This window comes from Methylomonas koyamae (assembly GCF_006483455.1).
GTDB lineage: Bacteria > Pseudomonadota > Gammaproteobacteria > Methylococcales > Methylomonadaceae > Methylomonas > Methylomonas koyamae_B.
Genome location: NZ_PPPU01000028.1, coordinates 38959 through 58580 on the forward strand (window position 1 = coordinate 38959; position 19622 = coordinate 58580).

Sequence of the window (19622 nt, forward strand, 5' to 3'; positions counted from 1 at the left end):
TTTCAATTCAATATCTTAATTAACCGCCGGTTTCCGCCGGCGGTTTTCCTCGTTATGGCAAAAGAAGATTTTTACAAACTGCTGGAAGTGGATCGCAACGCCAGCGAAGCCGAAATTAAAAAAAGCTATCGCAAGATGGCGATGAAATACCATCCGGACCGCAACAAGGATAATCCGGACGAGGCCGAGAAAAAATTCAAGCTGATCAAGGAAGCTTACGAGGTTTTGTCGGACTCGAAAAAACGCGCGGCTTACGACCAATTCGGCCATGCCGGTGTCGATCCGTCAATGGGCGGCGGCCGTGGCGGTTTTACCGGGGCCGAGAGTTTCAGCGATATTTTCGGCGATGTGTTCGGCGATATTTTCGGCGGCGGCCGCCAGCAGCGCAGCAGCGTACAGCGCGGTGCCGACTTGCGTTATAACCTGGAATTGACGTTGGAAGAAGCAGTCGGCGGTACCGAAGCCACCGTTAAGGTACCGGTGCTGGTCGCGTGCGGCGAATGTAACGGTAGCGGCGCGAAGAAGGGCAGCAGTCCTGTCACTTGTACTACTTGCCACGGCCACGGCCAGGTGCGGATGCAGCAAGGCTTTTTCTCGGTGCAGCAAACCTGTCCGACCTGCCGCGGCACCGGCAAGCAAATCAAGGACCCGTGCCCGAAATGCTACGGCCAGGGTCGGGTCCAGGAAACCAAAACCCTCAATGTCAAGGTGCCGCCTGGCGTGGATACCGGCGACCGCATCCGTTTGGCGGGCGAGGGCGAGGCCGGCCTGAACGGCGGCCCATCCGGCGATTTGTACGTGCAAGTTCAGGTCAAGGACCATCCGATTTTCACCCGCGACGGCGCCAACTTGTATTGCGAAGTGCCGATCAGTTTCCCGATGGCCTGTCTGGGCGGCGATTTGGAAGTACCGACCCTGGACGGCAAGGTCATGCTGAAAATTCCGCCGGAAACTCAAACCGGCCGCATGTTCCGCTTGCGCGGCAAGGGGGTCAAGCCGGTCAGAGGCGGCGCAGTCGGCGATTTGCTGTGCAAAGTGCAACTGGAAACCCCGGTGCACTTGACCAAGGACCAGAAAGCCTTGATCGAGAAACTCGGCGAATCCTTGTCCGGCGGCGGCAAACACCATAGTCCGCAAGAGCATAGCTGGATGGACGGTGTGAAAAACTTCTTCGACAAACTGACGGGATAAGCCATGCAAAGAATCGCGGTTGCCGGCGCTTCCGGGCGCATGGGCTTATGTTTGATCAAAGCGGCACTGGCCGCCCAGCAGGCCGAATTGACCGTTGCGGTATCGCGGCCGGGCAGTCTGGCCGTCGGCCGGGATGCCGGCGAATTGGCCGGTCTGGCGCCGGCTGGGGTAAGCGTTACCGACGATTTGGCGGCGGTTGCCGACCGCTTCGACGTGTTGATCGATTTTACCCGGCCCGACGCGTCGATGAATTACATCGAAATTTGCCGTCAGGCCGGGAAAAAAGTGGTGATCGGCACCACGGGCTATTCCGACGCGCAGAAAGCGGCCATAGCGGCCGCGGCTGACGATGTGGCGATGGTGATTGCGCCTAACTTCAGTGTCGGCGTCAATCTCTCGCTCAAATTGTTGGAAATGACCGCGAAAGTGATGGGTGATTACACCGATATCGAGGTGATCGAAGCCCATCACCGCCATAAAGTCGATGCGCCGTCCGGTACCGCATTGCGGATGGGCGAAGTCGTCGCGGCCGCGTTGGGGCGCGATCTGAAAGACTGCGCGATCTACGGTCGGGAAGGTGAAACCGGCGCCCGCGACCGCAAAACCATCGGTTTTTCGACGATTCGTGCCGGCGATATCGTCGGCGAGCATACGGTAATGTTTGCCGACGAAGGCGAGCGGGTCGAAATTACCCACAAGGCCAGCAGCCGGATGACGTTTGCCAACGGTGCGGTGCGCGCGGCAATTTGGTTGGCGGACAAACCCAAAGGCCTGTTCGATATGCAGGACGTGCTGGGCTTGAAAACTTGAGCCTGGCACGGTAGCGGCCGGGTTCGAGCCCGGCCTCAACGTCTTAAAATCAGCAATATCTTATATTCGCAGCGGCGTTACTGCGCCGGCCAGTTTATAATGCCGGTAGTCGGCGATAACCTGGGCGTGATCGAAAGCCAGAACGGCCGGCAAACTGTCGAATGTAAACAATCCGCAATTTTTCGCATCGTCCGCTGCCAACGGTTCGCCGTGGGCCGTTGCCAAATATACGGCAGTGACGGTGTGGTTACGCGGATCCCGGGCCGGGTTGGAATAAAGCCCGAGCAATGTGGTCAGTTCGACGTCCAATCCGGTTTCCTCCTTCGCTTCCCGAATCGCCGCATGTTCGACGGTCTCGCCGACGTCGACGAAGCCGCCGGGTACCGCCCAACCATAGGGTGGATATTTGCGTTCGATCAATACGAACGGGCGTTGCGGATGGTCGATCAATTCGATCAGGATGTCGGCGGCAAGTAGCGGTGTAATCGGTTTCGGCATAGCGGTCACGAGGCTGAGTTAAACGTTAGAATATCGATTGGCGTTAGTTTATACCGGTTTTTACCGGTAGCCGAAATGTGCGTGGCTCAGCAAAACGGCGTTTTCGGTTTGGCATGTCTGCCGGCCGGACTATAGTGCTATCGGGGAACCGACCGATGACTCGAGTCTGTGCCGACTGGAAATTAAATAAAAAAGAAATACATGAACGAATTTATTCCCGGCCAACGCTGGATCAGTAACACCGAATCGGAACTGGGTTTGGGCATGGTCGTCGAGGCCGAAGCCAATCGCGTCACCGTCTTGTTTTTAGCCACCGGCGACCGGCGGGTCTATGCCAAGGACAATGCGCCGCTGACGCGGGTCCAGTTCAGCGCAGGCGACGTTATCGAATCGGTGGAATACGCCAAGATCACGGTGCAGCAGGTACAGCAACACGCCGGCCTGCTGACCTATATCGGCTTGGATGAAGACGGTCAGTTGCAGCAAGTCGACGAAATGGAATTGAACCACCATATTCAATTCAACAAGCCGCAAGATCGCTTGTTTACCGGCCAATTCGACCCGACCGCCTGGTTTTTGCTGCGTTACGAGACCTGGCGCCGGCAACAGCAACATCAACAATCCGCCGTCAAAGGCTTGCAGGGCGCCCGCGCTGCGCTGATTCCGCACCAGTTGTACATCGCGCACCAGGCCGCAAACCGCTCCGAGCCTCGCATCATGCTGGCCGACGAGGTCGGTTTGGGCAAGACCATAGAAGCCGGTTTGATCATTCAGCACCGCTTGATCAACGGACTGAGCCGGCGGGTCTTGATTCTGGTGCCGGAAAGCCTGATGTACCAATGGCTGGTGGAAATGCTGCGCCGCTTCAATTTGCGTTTCAGCCTGTTCGACGAGTCGCGCTGCATGTCGTTTGCCGACGAAGGCAATCCGTTTCTGCATGAGCAATTGATTCTGTGCAGCCAGCAGTTCTTCGCTGACTTTCCCGAGCGGCGCGAGCAGGCGCTGGATGCCGGCTGGGATTTGGTTGTGGTCGACGAGGCCCACCATCTGGAATGGAGCGCGGAGGCGCCGAGCGAAGAATATCTGTTCGTCGAGCAACTGGCCGCGGCGGCGCCGGGCTTGGTGTTATTGACCGCTACCCCGGAGCAATTGGGCAAGGAAAGTCATTTCGCCCGCCTGCGCCTGTTGGACCCGGACCGTTTTTACGATTTTCAGCAATTTCTGGCTGAGGAAAGCCAGTTCGAGCCGGTCGCCCGCCTGGCGAATCTGTTGATAGCCGGCGAAAGATTGGATGCCGAGCAGCAAGCGCTGTTGCAAAAGTTGCTGCAGCACGACAATGTCGACAACTGGTTGCAGCAAGTCAACGCAGAAGACGGTGGCGCGCGCGAAGAGTTAATCAAGCTATTGTTGGATCACCACGGTACCGGGCGGATTTTGTATCGCAATTCGCGGCATACCGTACAGGGCTTTCCCGACCGGCAACGCCACGCCTATCCGTTGCAGAGCGAGGATAGCGCCGATTTGGCCAACAGTCCGTACTTGCATTGGCTGGTTGCCAAATTAAAGGCGTTGGGCGACGAAAAAGCCTTGCTGATTTGCAAACGGGCCGACACTGCGATCCAATTGGAACAGTTGCTACGGCACCATGTCGGTCATACTGCGGCGGTATTTCACGAAGGCATGAGCATCGTCGAACGTGACCGCGCCGCCGCGTTTTTCGCCGACGAAGAGAGCAGGGCGCAGTTGTTGGTGTGTTCGGAAATCGGCAGCGAAGGCCGCAATTTCCAATTCGTGAGGCATTTGATTCTGTTCGACTTGCCGGAAAATCCGGATTTACTGCAACAACGCATCGGCCGCCTGGACCGGATCGGGCAGAAGCACGTGATTCAGATCCATATCCCTTATCTGGTCGGCAGCGCCCAGCACGTGCTCTACCGTTGGTACGAGGAAGGTTTGGATGCGTTCAGACATAATTGTTCCGGGGCCGCACAAGTGTTGAAATTGCTCGGCAGCGAATTGGACCAGGTATTGCACGGGCGCGAGCCGGCCGCAATCGAAGCGTTGCTTGCCAAAACCCGCGACTTGAACAGCCGGGTGGAAGAAGAATTGCACAAGGGCCGCGATTTATTGCTGGAGCTCAATTCCTGTCGGCCGCAGGAGGCGGCGCATTTGGTGGAAACGATCTATCAGAACGAGCGGGACGGCAGTTTGTGGCCTTATATGGAGGCGATGTTCGATTGTTACGGGGTCGATGTCGAGGACCATTCCCGGGATTGCTACATCTTATGGCCCAGCGAAAACTTGCGCATCGCCCATTTTCCGATGCTGCAGGACGACGGCCTGACCGTCACGGTCGACCGCGACATCGCCTTGGCCCGCGAGGACATGCAGTTTCTGACGGCCGAGCATCCGATGGTGTTGTCGGCGATGGATTTGGTATTGTCCAGCGAGACCGGTAACGCGGCGGTCAGCGTGGTCAAACATCCGCAGTTGAAAGCCGGCCAGTTTTTGTTGGAGCTATTGTTCGTGGCCGAATGCAGCGCACCGGCCGAATTGCAGCTCGGTCGGTTTTTGCCGCACACGCCGATCCGCATTCTGGTGGACCAAAACAAACAAGATCTGACGGCGGCCGTCGGCCACGATAGTCTGACCGAGACCGGTGACAGCTTCGATAAACTGCAGGTAGCCCAGTTTTTGCACAGCCAGCGCCAGCACATTCAGGACATGATCCTGGTGGCCGAGCGGCTGGCTGCGGCACAGATGCAAAGGTTGGTTACCGAGAGCGGCAATCGGATGATCGCGGCCTTGACCGGCGAGATCAAGCGGCTGGTGCGCTTGAAAAAGATCAATCCGGGTATCAAACCGCAAGAAATCGAACAACTGAAACAGAAAACCATGCTGTCTCACGAATGCATCCAGGATACCCAGTTACGGCTGGATGCGGTGCGGTTCGTGATTACCAGTTAGCGGTCAATGCGTCTTGATAAATACGGTGGAGTTATCCAGCTCGATGCATTCGAACATCACATCGTCAATAGAGCCGTCGATGTGATCCACGTAATGCACGCCGCATTCGGAGTCGTTTTGTTGGTGTTTCAGGATGCCGTGGACGCTGAAGCAGGTACCGGATTCGGGCAGCGTCATCGTAATTTTGATATGGCCGATGATTTCTGCCGCGATCGGTTGTTTCAGTCTGACGCGAATTCCGCTGCAACTGATGTCCAGAATATCGGCGTCCAGTGCGATTTCCTGTTCAGCGGAGTAAAAGCGCAGGCCGGCTTGCAGGCCTTTGGGTTGTAATCTTGGGTGATTACGTTTCTCGGTCATCGGGCGCCTCCTTAGAAAGATTAACTTGCCTGTTAGGGTAGTTATTTTAGATAAAAAAGTCGGGTTTTGCCGATTTTTGGTTGGCAAAGCGATGCTGGATATTTTGGATTCGCGTCCGGATTGGCGGGCGCCATGTTATAGGTTGATTCATGCTATTTTCAGAGTTGGGCTTATCCGAGCAACTGCTGCGAGCGGTTGCCGAGCAAGGCTATCAGACGCCAACGCCGATTCAGGCGCAGGCGATACCGGTTATTTTGCAGGGGCGCGACGTGTTGGCCGGGGCGCAGACCGGCACCGGCAAGACGGCTGGCTTCACGTTGCCGTTACTGCACATCCTGCAGCAACAGCCGATTCCGCAAAAGCCGCGGCCGGTCAGGGTGTTGGTGTTGACGCCGACCCGCGAATTGACCATGCAGGTCTACGAAAGCGTCAGAACGTACGGCAAGCATCTGCCCTTGTTTGCCGAAGCGATTTTCGGCGGCGTCAGTATCAATCCGCAGATTCAGAAAATCCGCCGCGGCACCGATATCGTTGTCGCGACGCCGGGGCGCTTGCTGGATTTGATTCAGCAGCAGCATTTGGATCTGTCCAGTGTCGAGCATTTCGTGTTGGACGAGGCCGACCGCATGCTGGATATGGGCTTCATCCGCGATATTCGCAAAATCATCGCGCTGTTGCCGGAAAAACGCCAAAACCTGTTGTTTTCGGCGACGTATGCCCCGGAGATCAGCGCACTTGCCGAGCAATTGCTGAACGACCCGGTCGAGATCGCCGTGGCCAAACGCAATGCGGCCGCAGATACCGTTTCGCAATTGGTTTACGGCATTCAGCGCGAGTACAAACGCGAACTGTTGTCGTATTTGATCGGTCACGGCCATTGGCAACAAGTGTTGGTTTTCGTCCGTACCAAACACGGTGCGGACCGCTTATGTAAGCAATTGATCAAAGACGGCATTCGCTGCGCGGCTTTGCACGGCGACAAGAGTCAGGGCGCCCGGGTTCGGGCTTTGGACGATTTCAAGAAAGGCACGATTACCGCGTTGATCGCGACCGACATTGCGGCGCGCGGCCTGGATATCGATCAATTGCCGCATGTGATCAACTTCGATTTGCCGCAGGTTGCCGAAGATTACGTCCATCGCATCGGCCGTACCGGCCGCGCCGGTGCCGAAGGGCAGGCTATTTCGTTGGTGGATCCGGAAGAGGCGCATCTGCTTGCGGCAATCGAAAAGTTATTGAAACGGCAGATTCCGCGCATCGCCGATACCGGTTATCCGCGAGTGTCGCTGGAGTCTGGCAACGCCAAGCCGCCGGCAAAGCCGGTGGCGGCGCGGTCCAAACCGCAGCAAACCGGGCGCCGCGCCCAATCCGGTACCGAAAAGCCCGAGCCGGGCAAACGCAGCCAGCCGCGCAAACCGCGCCGTGGCAACACTAACGCCGCTAAGCCTCGTTAGCGGCGGCAGCGCCAATATGGATAGCCAGCCAGACTGTATCCTGGTCCGGGCTGGTCCAATCGACCCGGTGCTGGCAATGTGCCGGGATCATCACATAGTCTCCGGAAGACATCTCTAGCGCTGGCGCCGTTTTAAAACTCAGCCGCGCAGCGCCTTGCAGTACCATGACCCATTCGTCCCAGGCCTGATCGTACCAGGCATCCGTTTCGGTGAAATGCCCGCGCGAGACGATGCGCTCGATGCGCAGATTGGGCGCGGCGAGCAAGGTTTGGCAAAATTCATTTGGCAACTGAACTGGAATGCCTGTAAAAATAGACGAACTGCTGATGCGCATAAGGCAGATAAAAATAAAAAATTTGGGGGAGGTTACGAATGAATACTACGCCGTTTAACACACTAATTCAGACTTTCATCGGCAATATACCCGACGCGATGCGGCTGTCCAGCCGCTTATGCGACAAAGCCAAAGCCTTGGATTTTCTGGCACCGCTGCTGATCCGCTTGTATTTGGCCCCGGTGTTCTGGATGGCCGGCACCAAGAAATTCGCTAGTTTTTCCGATACGGCCGAATGGTTCGGCAATGGCGATTGGGGCTTAGGTTTGCCCGCGCCTTACGTGCTGGTGTTTTTGGTGGCGCTGTTCGAACTGGTCGGAGCGTTATGTATGTTATTGGGTTTTGCGACCCGGCCGATTTGCCTACCGTTGATGGTGATCATGGCAGTTGCCGCCGTCACCGCGCATTTGCAAAACGGTTGGCTGGCGATCGCCACCGGCAGCGGAATTTTTGCCACCGACCGGACGGTCGGCGCGATCGAACGCCTGGAGCGGGCCAAGGAAATTTTGCAGGCGCAAGGCGACTACGAATGGATCACCGAACACGGTGCGTTGGTCGTTTTGAATAACGGTATCGAATTTGCCGCAACTTATTTGGTGATGCTGCTGGCTCTATTTTTCTTGGGCGGTGGCCGTTTTGTCAGCGCCGATTACTGGTTGCGCCGCCGGTACGGAATTGACTGATAGTATCGCCTCGCCGGCAAACTCTTGCTTGGGTGCAAGGTATCCATCGATAACGCTTCAGTTGCGATAATTCTGTACCAGCACCCAAGGTTTGACTACCACGGCCCAGACCGAGCTGTCGGCGGCGACCCAATCAGAAGCTTGGGCGTCGGAAACGTGGCCGACTTGTCCGGCATTCAGCCAAGCCTCGACCTGGCTTTTGTTATCCAACGCAAATTGGCTGGCGACCTCGATCAAATCCAATTCGTCGGCAACGGCTATTGCCAGGCCGGCTGCAAAAAAACGCTGCAATTCCGACCAGGGAATAGTCGACGTTTCCAGATTCATCTTGGCTTTTTCCAGATCGGCTAAGGTCTCGCTCATTTACATTTTCCGGTTGTGGCGGGATGTTGTAGTATGCTGCGCTATTTTATCGCAACCCGGTTTTAAAACAGAAATGAGGAATTTTCATGTCGTTGTTGAGTTCATTTAAGAAGCGTTCGACCTTGGATGCCGCCATCAAACAAGTCGCTCAAGCCCGCAAAAGCGAAGGCAGCAAGGCAGAGCAACTGTATAAAGGCGCCTACCAAGGCTTCGCCAGCGTTATCGCCGACCATTTGATTGTATCCGAAGCACTTTATCACTGGGGATTTGGGCTGTTACACGAAGCCAGAAGTCTGGACGCACAACAAGCGATTGAAATCTACGAAGACGCGATTTCCAAATTTTCGTTTTGCTTGCTGACCGCACCGCATTACCTGGGAGCGGCCATCGACGGCGGCGTCGCCTTCATGGAACTGGCTCGCATCAGTCCGGATTCGGCAAAGCCGGAGTTGTACAAATTCGCCGAGGACTTTTTCGAAAAGGCCGGAGCAATTCAAAAAGGCAGTGCGGCTTACAATTTGGCTTGCATTCACGCGTTACGCGGCGACCACGATGCTTGCCTTAAAGCGTTGCAAACCGCTCGCGAATTCGGCAGTTTGCCGGACGAGCAGAACATTTTGCAGGACGCCGACATGGTCGCGGTAATCGATAGTCAGTGGTTCAAGGATTTTCTAGAGGAGCTGCGCAAACAACCGGAGCCGGCAACGGCGGACGAGACCAAAGATCAGCCGGTAGACGTTGAGCCGCGTTTTAAATTGGAAAAGAAAGAAGATTTCGATTACTACTCGAAATAGTCTTTGCTAGTCGGCGGCAGTCGCCTGCCGGTGCGGTCAAACCCCGCGAGCGCACCGCCGGGCGGGGTTTGTTGAGTAAGGATTTATTGCTTGGCGCCAGCTAACATGGTCGCCAGTTCACCTTTGTTGTACAAATCGGTGACGATGTCGCAACCGCCTACCAATTGGCCGTCGATATACAGTTGCGGGTAAGTCGGCCAATTCGAATATTCCTTCAGCGCTTCCCTTAATTCCTGGTCTTCGAAAATATTGAAGTGGTTGTATTCGGCGTTACAGGCATCCAATATTTGCACCACCCGGCTGGAAAACCCGCATTGTGGAAATTCAGGCGTGCCTTTCATGTACAACAATACGCGGTTTTCGGATAACTGATTTTGAATTTTTTCAATAATACTCATGGTTGATCTCGGTTGCTAAACGTTATTCGGATTCTATCGATCGCCATTGCGGATTAGAAGTTCAACTTCAAAACCATGGCTGGAGACTACAAACATACCGGTAAAACCGAGCATGCGGTAATGACTCTGCCTAACTGAAGCAATATCGGTGCCAGCAATGCTTAAGTCGAACAGGTTCAGATTCAGCCCGCATCGGCGGCAGGCGAGGGTAGCGAAAAGCGTTCGCTAAAGCCGCTCCTATCAGATTTCGGAGCGGCCTGCCGATCAAGCTTATTTGGCTTTGGCCAATTCCGCGCGCATTTCGTCGATCACGGCTTTGTAGTCCGGTTTGCCGAAGATCGCGGAACCGGCAACGAAAGTATCGGCGCCGGCTTCTTTGATCTCGCGGATGTTGTCCACTTTTACGCCGCCGTCGATCTCCAGGCGAATATCGAAGCCGCTGTCGTCAATGATCTTTCTGACCTGGCGCAGCTTGTCCAGCGCCGACGGAATGAAGGATTGGCCGCCGAAGCCGGGGTTGACCGACATCAACAGGATCATGTCGCATTTATCCAGTACGTGGTCCAGAAAAGACAACGGTGTGGCCGGGTTGAACACCAGGCCGGATTTGCAGCCGTGGTCGCGGATCATTTGCAGGCTGCGGTCAATGTGGCGCGAGGCTTCCGGATGGAAGGTAATGTAACTGGCGCCGGCTTTGGCGAAATCCGGAATGATGCGGTCGACCGGTTCGACCATCAAATGGACGTCGATCGGCGCGGTGACGCCGTGCTTGCGCAGCGCTTCGCAGACCAATGGACCGATAGTCAAATTAGGCACAAAATGGTTGTCCATCACATCGAAATGCACGATATCCGCACCGGCATTTAAAACATTAACGACTTCTTCGCCCAAGCGCGCGAAGTCTGCGGAAAGAATGGAAGGTGCAATCAGATTGTCAGCCATCTTTTGATCCTTATAGGTCGGGTTAAAAAGCGGCATTATAACTTTTTTCCGCAGTTTGGCTAAAACCGGGATGGGCAGCGGCCGACTAAGATGCCGTTTCCAGCCGTTCCTGGCGGTATGTGGCTAAAAAAGCCGCAAATTCCGCCGCACTCAGTGGGGCGCTGGTCAAAAATCCTTGGTATAAATCGCATTGCCGGCTTTTTAAAAACGCCAGCTGCTCGGTAGTCTCGACGCCCTCGGCGATGACTCGCATGCGCAGGTTTTTGGCCATGGCGATGATTGTCGCGGTGATTTCCATGTCGTCGCTATGGTGCGGAATATCTTCGATAAAACTCCGGTCGATCTTCAACACGTCCAGCGGCAGTGATTTCAGATAGGCCAGGGACGAATAACCGGTGCCGAAATCGTCGATCGCCAGGTGTACGCCTAAGTCGTGTAAATTGTGCAGAATTTGGATCGCCTCCTTTTCGCGCTTCATCAACGCGCTTTCCGTCAATTCCAGTTCCAGCAGATGAGCCGGGAAGCCGGTTTCCTGTAAGGTTTTGGTGACCACGCTGCGGATATCGCTGTGCAGGAATTGTTGTGGCGACAGATTGACCGCCAGCCGCAACGGTGGCAAGCCGGCGTCCAACCATTCCCGCCCTTGGCGGCAAGTTTCCCGTAACACCCAATTGCCGATCGCTGTAATCAATCCGGATTCTTCGGCGATCGGAATGAAGTGGGCCGGCGAAATTAATTCTCCAGCTGAGGTCAGCCAACGCACCAGCGCTTCGGCGGCGAGAATCTCGCCGGATTCGACATCAATCTGCGGTTGGAAAAATACCCTCAATTCGCCGCGCTCTAGCGCTTGGCGCAGGCGAATCTCGATATCGATACGTTCGCGGGCAGCGCGGGTCAAGTCCTCGGAAAAATACTTGAACCGGTTGCGGCCTTCGTTCTTAGCTTGGTAGAGCGCGGTGTCGGCGTGCTGGATCAACTCGTCCGGGCAGGTACCGTGCTTCGGAAACAGCGAAATGCCGACGCTGACGCCGATGCGTACTTCGTTGCCACTCGGTAGGCACCAAGTCTGGCTCAAGGTCTTGATGATTTGGGTGGCGACTTGGGCCGCGGCTTCCGGATGGCCGATGTCTTCCAGTAAGATTACAAATTCGTCGCCACCCAGGCGGCATACGGTATCGGAACTGCGCAGGCGTGCAGTCAATTGCTGCGCGACCATTTGCAGCAAATTGTCGCCGGCCAAATGGCCGAAGCTGTCGTTGACATCCTTGAAACGGTCAAGGTCCAGCATTAGCACCGCCATTTGGGCCGATTGGCGCCGAGTTTTTTCGATCGTATGCTGTAGACGAGACAGAAACAGCATTCGGTTCGGCAGCTTGGTCAGCGGGTCGTGATGGGCCAGAAATTCCAGTTCCTTTTCCGAAGCCTTCAGTTTGGTGATGTCGGCAAACACGCCGACATAGTGGCTGACCGCGCCGTCTCCACTCCGCACGGTACTGATACTCAATAGCTCCGGATAAATGTCGCCGTGTTTCCGGCGATTCCAGATTTCGCCCTGCCAGTGGTCGGTCGCGGCGATGCTACTCCACATCTCCCGGTAAAACTCGCTATCGTGCCGGCCGGAACTGAGCAGGCGCGGACTGTTGCCGATCACTTCTTCCGCGCTGTATCCGGTAATGGTGGTGAACGCCTTATTCACCATCATGATGCGGCGGTCGGCGTCGGTGACCATGACGCCCTCGCGGGTACTTTCGAAAACCGCTGCGGCCTGACCGAGCGTTTCTTCGTTGGCTTTGATTTCGGAAATATCGGTAATCGTGCCGACGTAGCCCAGCAAATTGCCGGTCTCGTCCAATTCCGGCTCCGCCCGGCCTATCACCCAGCGGATTTGGCCGTCGAGGTGTTGAAACCGGTATTGCAGGGTAAAGGGCTTGGCCGCGGCTATGCAGGCGGCCCACTCGGCTTTGACGCGCTCCAGATCGTCGATGAAAATAGCGGCAGCCCAGCCGTCGCCGTGCGCCTGATGGTGGCTGAGGCCGGAAATTTCGCACCAGCGCTGGTTTACATAGTCGCAGCTTCCATCGCGATCGGTACGAAAAATACCGACCGGGGCGATCTTCGACAAGGTGTGGAACAACAGTTCGCTTTCCTGTAACGCGATTTCGGCTTGCTTGCGGGCGGTAATGTCGCGCAGAGCAATCACAAAAGCCGGGGCCGCATCCCACTCCAATGGGGTGGAACGCATTTCGGCCCAGGCGATGCCGCTGGGTCGGATCAGATTGATATCGTGGTGAACGGCTTGGTCGATGGTCACCGGGATTGCCAGTGTCTGGCCGGTCAGCGGACCGCGTTCCAGCAGTTGTTCGGCGGCTTGATTGGCGTAAAGAACGATGCCTTGCGGGTCGACCACCATCACGCCGTCGGTGATGGTGTTTAACATCAGCTTCAGTTGTTTGAGAGTCTGCGGCATCGGTTAGAGTCTGGATTAGCTTTTGGCTCTGACGGTCAGGACGCCGGTACCCTGCGTTTGGGGCGTGATTGCTGCGACTATTGGATACATCCTCGACAAGTTGCCGAGCAGTTTCTGATACAAGCCATTATCCAGAATAAAAGAGCTTGCGAAGGTTTTTATATCCGACGTTTTATCCGGCATGTCCTGTGTCGGGCGGGTTTGTTCTGGCAGGTGCCGGGAGTCAGGATGCGGCGATGCTTCAAAGCGCGTCAAGCACGAATTGAACGCGCTGGGTTCAGCCGGACTCTCGTTAACCAACAAGATGGTGTTTACCATGAGATAGTTCTTTGAACGTCGAGAATGAGGATCGTGGAAATTTTACCCGGATGTCGTAATCCGGACCGCGCTAGTCTCCAAAGTCGTAGTTCTGCAAAAACGCCAAAAATACCTCCTCAATTGCGCCAATTGCTCAAGGGGCGATGCCTGTGAAAGTTTCCTGGGCAAGCACTTGTTCTATAATCGCAAGCTTTTGTCTTTCCGCCAAGGAGAACTTATGGCCGCCACCGCTTCCGCGATGTTGCCGCTCGGTACCGTCGCTCCCGATTTCCGCTTGCCCGACACCGTGAGCGGTCGCGAATTCGCGTTGCAGGATTTACGCGGTGAGCGGGCGACGCTGATCATGTTCATCTGCAACCATTGCCCCTACGTTTTGCACGTCAAGCAACAGCTGATCGCGATCGCCCGCGATTATGCCGACGCCGGCGTCGCAACCATCGCCATCAGCGCTAACGATGTCGCCAATTTTCCGGAGGATGCGCCGGACAAAATGAAAGCGATGATGGCCGAGTGGGGCAATCCGTTTGCCGCCTACCTGTACGACGAAACCCAGGCGGTGGCCAAGGCTTATCAGGCTGCCTGCACGCCGGACATCTATCTGTTCGATGCCGATTTGGCCTGCGTTTATCGGGGCCGGCTGGATGCGGCGACGCCAAAGAATGCCGAGCCGGTGACCGGCGCCGATTTGCGCAACGCCTTGGACGATCTGCTTGCCGGCCGGCCGTTCAGTGCCGAACAGATTCCGAGCATAGGTTGCAATATCAAATGGAAGCCGGCGCAATAGGCCCGGTGAGTTACCCATAGGCCAGGAGCGCGCCGGCTTTTGCTGCCGATATTTTTGCCAGCTTGAGGACATGCACTATGCTTGATCCGATCATTTCACCGGGAGGCACCCATGGCAGAACAACAGGCTCAGCCGCTGCATTTCAGCGGTAGCGGCGGCGAGTATTTTCGACTTTGGATAGTCAACGTTTGTTTGAGTCTCGTGACATTCGGGGTTTATTCGGCCTGGGCCAAAGTGCGGCGCAACCAGTACTTCTACCGGCATACTCGTCTGGCCGGAGCCGGTTTTGATTATCACGGTGACCCCAAAGCTATCTTGAAGGGCCGCCTGATTGCCTTTGCCCTGTTCGCCGCGTACACGCTGACTAGCGGTTTCTCGCCCGCGGCCGCGACGATGATTCTGATTCTGATCATGGCCTTGGCGCCTTGGTTACTGGTGCGGTCGCTGCGTTTCAGATTGCACAATACCAGCTACCGCGGCTTGCGCTTTGGGTTTCGCGGCCAGACCGGGCCGGCTTATCTGGCGTTTTTGCTGTGGCCGCTACTGGCCGGTTTCAGCTTGGGTTTGTTATGGCCGTTCGCCCAGCAACGCATGGCTGCCTACACCCGCAACCACAGCGCGTACGGCAGTGCCGAGTTCCGTTTTTCGGCGACGGCCGCCGCGTATTACGGAATTTATCTGATGACGCTGATGTTGGGTGTGGTTCTGTTCGCCGGTTTGACGGTATTGACCAGTGTGCTGGGAAGCAACGGTTGGTTCGCCGTGGAAGAAGGCCAGTTGACGGCAATGAGCTTGTTGCTGGCGGCGTTCGGTACCTATCTGGGGCTGCTGTTATTTGCGTATCCCTACGTCACCGCGCGTTTGCAGAATCTGGTTTGGGCGACGACGACGCTGGGCGAACACCGTTTCGTAGCCAATGTCAGCGCTTACCAGTTGCTCGGTCTGATGTTGAGTAACGTCGTGTTGGTGATACTGACGCTGGGATTGTATAAGCCGTTTGCCGATATCAGGCTGGCGCGTTACCGGATCGAACATCTGCAAGTACTGGTGGCCGGCAGTATGGACGATTTCGTGGCCGGACTGCAGGCCAACGCTTCGGCTGCTGGCGACGAAATGGCCGAAATGTTCGATTTCGATATCGGCTTGTAAATGCGGGTAGCAGCGGTTTATTACGACGGCCGTAGCGCTAAGGCTCATCCGGTCACGTTATGCCTGGAGGGCGATAAACTGTTGTTGCAGGGTAAGGAAGTGGTTCGCCGCGAGGTGTTGACGGGCCTGGAGATTCAGCCGCCGCTCGCGAGCACGCCACGGGTGGTACTGTTTGCTGACGGTGCTCGTTGCGAGGTGGCGGATAGCCGCGGCTTTGCCGAGTTGTTTCCCGGCACCGACAGCCGGGTGGCTGCGTTGGAAAATAGTTGGCGCTGGTCGGGATTGGCATTGCTGCTGGTTCTGGTGGTGGCCGGCGCCGGGTACGTGTGGGGCTTGCCTTATGCCGCGCAACGGCTGGCGGAACGTATTCCGGTCGAGCTGGCCCAGAGCCTGGACCGGCAGGTTCTGGCCGATCTGGACCGGCATCTGTTGCAACCCAGCCGGTTAAGCCCTGAGCGCCAGGGGCAAATCAATGCCAAGCTCGGGAATTTGGTTTTAGCCGATGAGGCGGGGCGGCCGGCCGGATTGGAGTTCCGGGCCAGTGCGGAACTAGGTGCCAATGCCTTTACGTTGCCGGGCGGCAATGTGGTCGTGTTGGACGCTCTGATCGAATTGGCGGATGATGACGAACAGATCGTCGCGGTTTTGCTTCACGAGATGGGACACGTGGCCGGAAGGCATGCCTTGCGGCAGTTGTTGCAGGCGTCCGCGGTCGGTTTGGCGCTGGCGTGGTACGTCGGCGATTTCAGTCAAGTGCTGGCCGCGGCGCCGGCCTTATTGCTGGAAGCCCGCTATTCGCGCGAATTCGAACGCGATGCCGATCAATTTGCCGCCGATGCGCTAAAGGCCAACGCCATTCCGCCCGGCCGTCTGGCGGATATGCTGCAGAAATTGGAAGCGGCCCGGCAAGGCAACTACAACCGGAAGTTTGCCGACGGTTTGGATTATCTATCCAGTCACCCGAGTAGCGAAGAGCGCATCAACCGTCTGCGCAGTCAATGAGTCGCTGCCGATTTTTCAATATCAAGAGTGAGCAAATGATTAAATCCTGCTACGGCTTTGTGCTGGCGGCGTGGTTCGCGGCCGGTTGTGCCCAGCCGGTGCAACCGCAGGCCGCACCGGATACGGCTCGATTACACCATTTGGCGATCGTCTGGCTCAAACAGCCGGGCAATGACCAATTGCGTCGGCAATATATAGAGGCCAGCCGGCCGCTGGCCGGCTTGCCTGGAGTAGTGGCCTACGAAGCCGGCACCCCGGCCGCAGTTCAGCGCAGCCGGCCCAACGCGGCGCTGGACGAAAGTTATGATGTGGCGATTTACGGCGTGTTCGACAGTCGGCAAGCGTACGAACAGTTTCTGAAAAACCCGGAATATTTGCGCGTCGCCCAGCAAGTGTTGCGGCCGTTGGTGGATAAGTACAAGCTTTACGAGTTCGCGGAGCCGGACTGGCCGAAACTGCCTTAACCGTTATCGGTTAAGGTGATCGGAACGGTCTCCGCGATTAATCAGAGCGGGTGGTTGCGGTGTTATTGTTTTAAAGCCGAAGCCACTGCGGCGCGGCGAGTGATTTCGGCCCAATCGCCGGCGTCGACCAGATCGGCCGGCGCCATCCAAGAGCCGCCCACGCAGGCCACGTTATTCAGCGCCAAATACTCCGGCGCGTTTTTCGGATTGACGCCGCCGGTCGGGCAGAATGTGACTTGCGGTAGCGGGCCGCCGAGCGATTTCAGCATAGGAATGCCGCCGGCGGCTTCGGCCGGGAAGAATTTCATCGCGGTGATGCCTTTGTCCAGCAAACGCATCACTTCGCTTGGCGTAATGACGCCCGGCAGCAACGGCACGCTGGTTTCCAATGCCGCATCCAATAGGCTCTCGGTGACGCCGGGGCTGACGATGAACTGGGCGCCGGCGTCGAGAGCATGGTGCAGAGTCTGAACGTTGATGATGGTACCGGCGCCGACGATCGCGCCGGGCACCTCGGCTTTGATCTGGCGGATCGCGTCCAGGGCCACTGGCGTGCGCAAGGTTATTTCCAGCACTTTCAAGCCACCGTCGACCAGGGCTTTCGCCAGCGGGACGGCGTTTTCCAGATTATTGATCACCATGACCGGCATTACCGGCGAGGTGGTCATGACTTGTTTGATGGTTACGGTCATAGCTTATGTTTCTCTCTGTTGGCGGTGCTGCGCCCGCGGGCGGACGCGGTGGCCCGGCAGAGGGACTCGATCGAGTATTCCCCGTGCCGGGCTTGGGTTGTTGTTATTGTTAATCCACGTAAAACAAATTGGTGGCTCCGGTTTCCGCCGACGACGCGTGGGCGCGGAAGCCGCCGAACAATTCCCGGCCCATGCCGAAATGATGACCTTTGGCGCTATTGGCGGCCACGGTGCGGGCTTCGAATTCGGCCGAATCGACTTGGACGTTGACTTCGCCGGTCTGCGTGTTCAGCGCGATGATGTCGCCGTCGCGAACCTTGGCCAACGGGCCGCCGTCCAGACATTCCGGACACATGTGAATCGCCGACGGCACTTTGCCGGAGGCGCCGGACATGCGGCCGTCGGTAATCAATGCTACTTTGAATCCTCTATCCTGCAATACGCCTAGCGGTGGCGTCAGTTTGTGCAGTTCCGGCATGCCATTCGCTTTCGGGCCCTGAAAGCGGAGCACGACGATGCAGTCCTTTTCCAGCTCGCCGCGTTTGAAGGCGGCAACCACGTCGTCCTGATCGTCGAATACCACCGCCGGAGCAGTGACGACTTGGTGTTGCTCGGCGACCGCGGAAATTTTCGATACGCCGCGGCCCAGGTTGCCGTGCATCACGGTGAGGCCGCCGGTCGGTTGGAACGGTTTGCTTACCGAGCTGATCACCGTTTCGTCTTGGCTGGCGCCGGGGCCCTCGGCCCAATGCAGTCCGCCGTCGGTCAGTTTCGGCTCCCGGCTGTATTGTCCCATGCCGCGTTCGTCGCCGATGGTCAAAATGTTGCCGTGTAGCAGGCCGTTGCGTAGCAATTCGGCTATCAAGACGCCCATGCCGCCGGCCGCTTGGAAGTGGTTGACGTCGGCCGAACCGTTCGGGTAAATCTTGGCCAGTAGCGGTACGATTTTCGACAATTTGTCGAAGTCGTCCCAGTTGATGATGACGCCGGCGGCGCGGGCGATTGCGATCAGATGGATGGTGTGGTTGGTCGAGCCGCCGGTGGCCAGTAAGCCGATGATGGCGTTGATGATGGCTTTTTCGTCGATGGCGTGGCCGATAGGACGAAAATCGTCACCCAACGCGGTGAATTTCAAAATTTGCCGAGCGGCCGCTTTGGTCAGTTCGTCGCGTAGCGGCGTATAGGGGTTGACAAAGGAACTGCCGGGCAGATGCAGGCCCATGATTTCGACCATCATCTGGTTGCTGTTGGCCGTGCCGTAGAAAGTGCAGGTGCCTGGGCTGTGGTAAGACTGGGATTCCGACTCCAGCAACTCCTTGCGGCCGACCTTGCCTTCGGCGTACAACTGGCGTATGCGAACCTTTTCTTTGTTAGGCAGGCCGCTCGGCATCGGGCCGGCCGGGACGAATACTGCCGGTAAATGGCCGAAGCTCAAGGCGCCGATCAGCAGGCCAGGTACAATTTTGTCGCAGACGCCTAAATATAAGGCGGCGTCGAACATATTGTGGCTGAGGCCGATCGCAGTCGCCATCGCGATTACGTCGCGGCTGAACAGTGACAACTCCATACCGGGCTGGCCTTGAGTGACGCCGTCGCACATTGCCGGCACGCCGCCAGCGAATTGCGCCACGCCGCCGGCTTCGCGCACGGCTTGTTTGATCAGGGTCGGGAAGTCCTTGTAAGGTTCATGGGCCGACAACATGTCGTTGTAGGCGGAGATGATTGCAATATTGGCTTTTTGCGCGCCGGCCAGATCGTCTTTTTCGTCGCTGGCGCAAGCGGCAAAGCCGTGGGCCAGGTTACCGCAAGCCAGTTTGGCGCGGTGCGGGCCTTTTTCGACGGCGGCGTCGATGCGGGCAAGATAAGCCGCACGAGTTTCGCGGCTGCGTTTCACCACGTCTGCGGTGACTTTTTCTAAAGAGGGATGCATAAATTATCCTGATGCTTGACTT

20 protein-coding genes are annotated in these 19622 nt (G+C 56.8%); 10 read left to right on the forward strand and 10 right to left on the reverse strand.

Annotation, left to right across the window (positions count from 1 at the left end; translation table 11 throughout):
- The first annotated feature begins 54 nt into the window (after positions 1-54).
- Both dnaJ and dapB read left to right on the forward strand, forming a co-directional pair.
- Complete coding sequence (dnaJ, locus tag C2U68_RS15010; protein WP_140913285.1) at positions 55-1191, forward strand: molecular chaperone DnaJ; 1137 nt, start codon at positions 55-57, stop codon at positions 1189-1191.
- A 3-nt stretch (positions 1192-1194) separates the two neighbouring features.
- Entirely contained in the window at positions 1195-2001 is an 807-nt protein-coding gene (gene dapB, locus C2U68_RS15015) for a 4-hydroxy-tetrahydrodipicolinate reductase (RefSeq protein ID WP_140913286.1), read from the forward strand.
- Between the two features lie 60 nt (positions 2002-2061).
- Here dapB and C2U68_RS15020 read toward each other — a convergent pair whose 3' ends face one another.
- Entirely contained in the window at positions 2062-2499 is a 438-nt protein-coding gene (locus C2U68_RS15020; RefSeq protein WP_140913287.1) for an NUDIX domain-containing protein, read from the reverse strand.
- 201 nt (positions 2500-2700) lie between these two features.
- Between C2U68_RS15020 and rapA the strand changes: the two genes are divergently transcribed.
- Positions 2701-5466 carry an RNA polymerase-associated protein RapA gene (gene rapA / locus C2U68_RS15025; RefSeq protein ID WP_140913288.1) on the forward strand — a complete coding sequence of 922 codons (2766 nt, stop codon included), beginning with the start codon at positions 2701-2703 and terminating at the stop codon, positions 5464-5466.
- Between the two features lie 3 nt (positions 5467-5469).
- On the opposite strand, the gene C2U68_RS15030 is transcribed toward rapA, so the two are convergent.
- Entirely contained in the window at positions 5470-5826 is a 357-nt protein-coding gene (locus tag C2U68_RS15030) for a PilZ domain-containing protein (RefSeq protein WP_140913289.1), read from the reverse strand.
- Between the two features lie 149 nt (positions 5827-5975).
- On the opposite strand from C2U68_RS15030, the gene C2U68_RS15035 reads away from it, so the two are divergent.
- On the forward strand, positions 5976-7280 hold the full coding sequence (locus C2U68_RS15035; RefSeq protein ID WP_140913290.1) for a DEAD/DEAH box helicase: 1305 nt from the start codon (positions 5976-5978) through the stop codon (positions 7278-7280).
- On the opposite strand, the gene C2U68_RS15040 is transcribed toward C2U68_RS15035, so the two are convergent.
- A complete protein-coding gene (locus tag C2U68_RS15040) occupies positions 7267-7569 on the reverse strand; it encodes a cupin domain-containing protein (RefSeq protein WP_260839367.1) in 303 nt (100 codons plus the stop codon). The genes C2U68_RS15035 and C2U68_RS15040 overlap by 14 nt on opposite strands.
- Before the next feature lie 83 nt (positions 7570-7652).
- Between C2U68_RS15040 and C2U68_RS15045 the strand changes: the two genes are divergently transcribed.
- Complete coding sequence (locus C2U68_RS15045) at positions 7653-8297, forward strand: DoxX family protein (protein ID WP_222101919.1); 645 nt, start codon at positions 7653-7655, stop codon at positions 8295-8297.
- A 57-nt stretch (positions 8298-8354) separates the two neighbouring features.
- Here the strand turns inward: C2U68_RS15045 and C2U68_RS15050 are convergent, their stop codons facing one another.
- A complete protein-coding gene (locus C2U68_RS15050) occupies positions 8355-8660 on the reverse strand; it encodes a DUF2288 domain-containing protein (protein ID WP_140913292.1) in 306 nt (101 codons plus the stop codon).
- A gap of 86 nt (positions 8661-8746) precedes the next feature.
- On the opposite strand from C2U68_RS15050, the gene C2U68_RS15055 reads away from it, so the two are divergent.
- Positions 8747-9454, forward strand: a complete 708-nt coding sequence (locus C2U68_RS15055) for a TPR end-of-group domain-containing protein (RefSeq protein ID WP_140913293.1) — start codon at positions 8747-8749, stop codon at positions 9452-9454.
- 83 nt (positions 9455-9537) lie between these two features.
- On the opposite strand, the gene grxD is transcribed toward C2U68_RS15055, so the two are convergent.
- The 4 genes from grxD to C2U68_RS15075 all read right to left on the reverse strand — a co-directional run bounded on the left by grxD (position 9538) and on the right by C2U68_RS15075 (position 13579).
- Positions 9538-9852, reverse strand: a complete 315-nt coding sequence (gene grxD / locus C2U68_RS15060; RefSeq protein ID WP_140913294.1) for a Grx4 family monothiol glutaredoxin — start codon at positions 9850-9852, stop codon at positions 9538-9540.
- A gap of 270 nt (positions 9853-10122) precedes the next feature.
- On the reverse strand, positions 10123-10794 hold the full coding sequence (gene rpe, locus C2U68_RS15065; RefSeq protein WP_140913295.1) for a ribulose-phosphate 3-epimerase: 672 nt from the start codon (positions 10792-10794) through the stop codon (positions 10123-10125).
- 85 nt (positions 10795-10879) lie between these two features.
- Positions 10880-13261, reverse strand: a complete 2382-nt coding sequence (locus C2U68_RS15070; RefSeq protein ID WP_140913296.1) for an EAL domain-containing protein — start codon at positions 13259-13261, stop codon at positions 10880-10882.
- 15 nt (positions 13262-13276) lie between these two features.
- Positions 13277-13579, reverse strand: coding sequence for a hypothetical protein (locus C2U68_RS15075; protein WP_140913297.1), 303 nt, complete (start codon positions 13577-13579; stop codon positions 13277-13279).
- Between the two features lie 217 nt (positions 13580-13796).
- Here C2U68_RS15075 and C2U68_RS15080 point away from each other — a divergent pair, with 217 nt between their 5' ends.
- The 4 genes from C2U68_RS15080 to C2U68_RS15095 all read left to right on the forward strand — a co-directional run bounded on the left by C2U68_RS15080 (position 13797) and on the right by C2U68_RS15095 (position 16978).
- Entirely contained in the window at positions 13797-14363 is a 567-nt protein-coding gene (locus tag C2U68_RS15080) for a thioredoxin family protein (RefSeq protein ID WP_140913298.1), read from the forward strand.
- Positions 14364-14474: 111 nt separating this feature from the next.
- Positions 14475-15512, forward strand: coding sequence for a YjgN family protein (locus C2U68_RS15085; protein WP_140913299.1), 1038 nt, complete (start codon positions 14475-14477; stop codon positions 15510-15512).
- Positions 15513-16514: a M48 family metallopeptidase gene (locus tag C2U68_RS15090; protein WP_140913300.1), complete on the forward strand. Its 1002-nt coding sequence runs from the start codon at positions 15513-15515 to the stop codon at positions 16512-16514.
- Between the two features lie 35 nt (positions 16515-16549).
- The gene (locus C2U68_RS15095) at positions 16550-16978 is read left to right on the forward strand and encodes a Dabb family protein (RefSeq protein WP_140913301.1); all 429 of its coding nucleotides are present in this window, start codon (positions 16550-16552) and stop codon (positions 16976-16978) included.
- A 62-nt stretch (positions 16979-17040) separates the two neighbouring features.
- Here C2U68_RS15095 and C2U68_RS15100 read toward each other — a convergent pair whose 3' ends face one another.
- Both C2U68_RS15100 and edd read right to left on the reverse strand, forming a co-directional pair.
- The gene (locus tag C2U68_RS15100; protein ID WP_140913302.1) at positions 17041-17670 is read right to left on the reverse strand and encodes a bifunctional 4-hydroxy-2-oxoglutarate aldolase/2-dehydro-3-deoxy-phosphogluconate aldolase; all 630 of its coding nucleotides are present in this window, start codon (positions 17668-17670) and stop codon (positions 17041-17043) included.
- 109 nt (positions 17671-17779) lie between these two features.
- Positions 17780-19600: a phosphogluconate dehydratase gene (gene edd / locus C2U68_RS15105; RefSeq protein ID WP_140913303.1), complete on the reverse strand. Its 1821-nt coding sequence runs from the start codon at positions 19598-19600 to the stop codon at positions 17780-17782.
- Positions 19601-19622 lie beyond the last annotated feature (22 nt).

Bases quoted from the DNA above. Each gene is read 5' to 3' on its own strand.
- dnaJ (WP_140913285.1), top strand. From the start codon at position 55: ATGGCAAAAGAAGATTTTTACAAACTGCTGGAAGTGGATCGCAACGCC.
- dapB (WP_140913286.1), top strand. From the start codon at position 1,195: ATGCAAAGAATCGCGGTTGCCGGCGCTTCCGGGCGCATGGGCTTATGT.
- C2U68_RS15020 (WP_140913287.1), bottom strand. From the start codon at position 2,499: ATGCCGAAACCGATTACACCGCTACTTGCCGCCGACATCCTGATCGAA.
- rapA (WP_140913288.1), top strand. From the start codon at position 2,701: ATGAACGAATTTATTCCCGGCCAACGCTGGATCAGTAACACCGAATCG.
- C2U68_RS15030 (WP_140913289.1), bottom strand. From the start codon at position 5,826: ATGACCGAGAAACGTAATCACCCAAGATTACAACCCAAAGGCCTGCAA.
- C2U68_RS15035 (WP_140913290.1), top strand. From the start codon at position 5,976: ATGCTATTTTCAGAGTTGGGCTTATCCGAGCAACTGCTGCGAGCGGTT.
- C2U68_RS15045 (WP_222101919.1), top strand. From the start codon at position 7,653: ATGAATACTACGCCGTTTAACACACTAATTCAGACTTTCATCGGCAAT.
- C2U68_RS15050 (WP_140913292.1), bottom strand. From the start codon at position 8,660: ATGAGCGAGACCTTAGCCGATCTGGAAAAAGCCAAGATGAATCTGGAA.
- C2U68_RS15055 (WP_140913293.1), top strand. From the start codon at position 8,747: ATGTCGTTGTTGAGTTCATTTAAGAAGCGTTCGACCTTGGATGCCGCC.
- grxD (WP_140913294.1), bottom strand. From the start codon at position 9,852: ATGAGTATTATTGAAAAAATTCAAAATCAGTTATCCGAAAACCGCGTA.
- rpe (WP_140913295.1), bottom strand. From the start codon at position 10,794: ATGGCTGACAATCTGATTGCACCTTCCATTCTTTCCGCAGACTTCGCG.
- C2U68_RS15070 (WP_140913296.1), bottom strand. From the start codon at position 13,261: ATGCCGCAGACTCTCAAACAACTGAAGCTGATGTTAAACACCATCACC.
- C2U68_RS15075 (WP_140913297.1), bottom strand. From the start codon at position 13,579: ATGGTAAACACCATCTTGTTGGTTAACGAGAGTCCGGCTGAACCCAGC.
- C2U68_RS15080 (WP_140913298.1), top strand. From the start codon at position 13,797: ATGGCCGCCACCGCTTCCGCGATGTTGCCGCTCGGTACCGTCGCTCCC.
- C2U68_RS15085 (WP_140913299.1), top strand. From the start codon at position 14,475: ATGGCAGAACAACAGGCTCAGCCGCTGCATTTCAGCGGTAGCGGCGGC.
- C2U68_RS15090 (WP_140913300.1), top strand. From the start codon at position 15,513: ATGCGGGTAGCAGCGGTTTATTACGACGGCCGTAGCGCTAAGGCTCAT.
- C2U68_RS15095 (WP_140913301.1), top strand. From the start codon at position 16,550: ATGATTAAATCCTGCTACGGCTTTGTGCTGGCGGCGTGGTTCGCGGCC.
- C2U68_RS15100 (WP_140913302.1), bottom strand. From the start codon at position 17,670: ATGACCGTAACCATCAAACAAGTCATGACCACCTCGCCGGTAATGCCG.
- edd (WP_140913303.1), bottom strand. From the start codon at position 19,600: ATGCATCCCTCTTTAGAAAAAGTCACCGCAGACGTGGTGAAACGCAGC.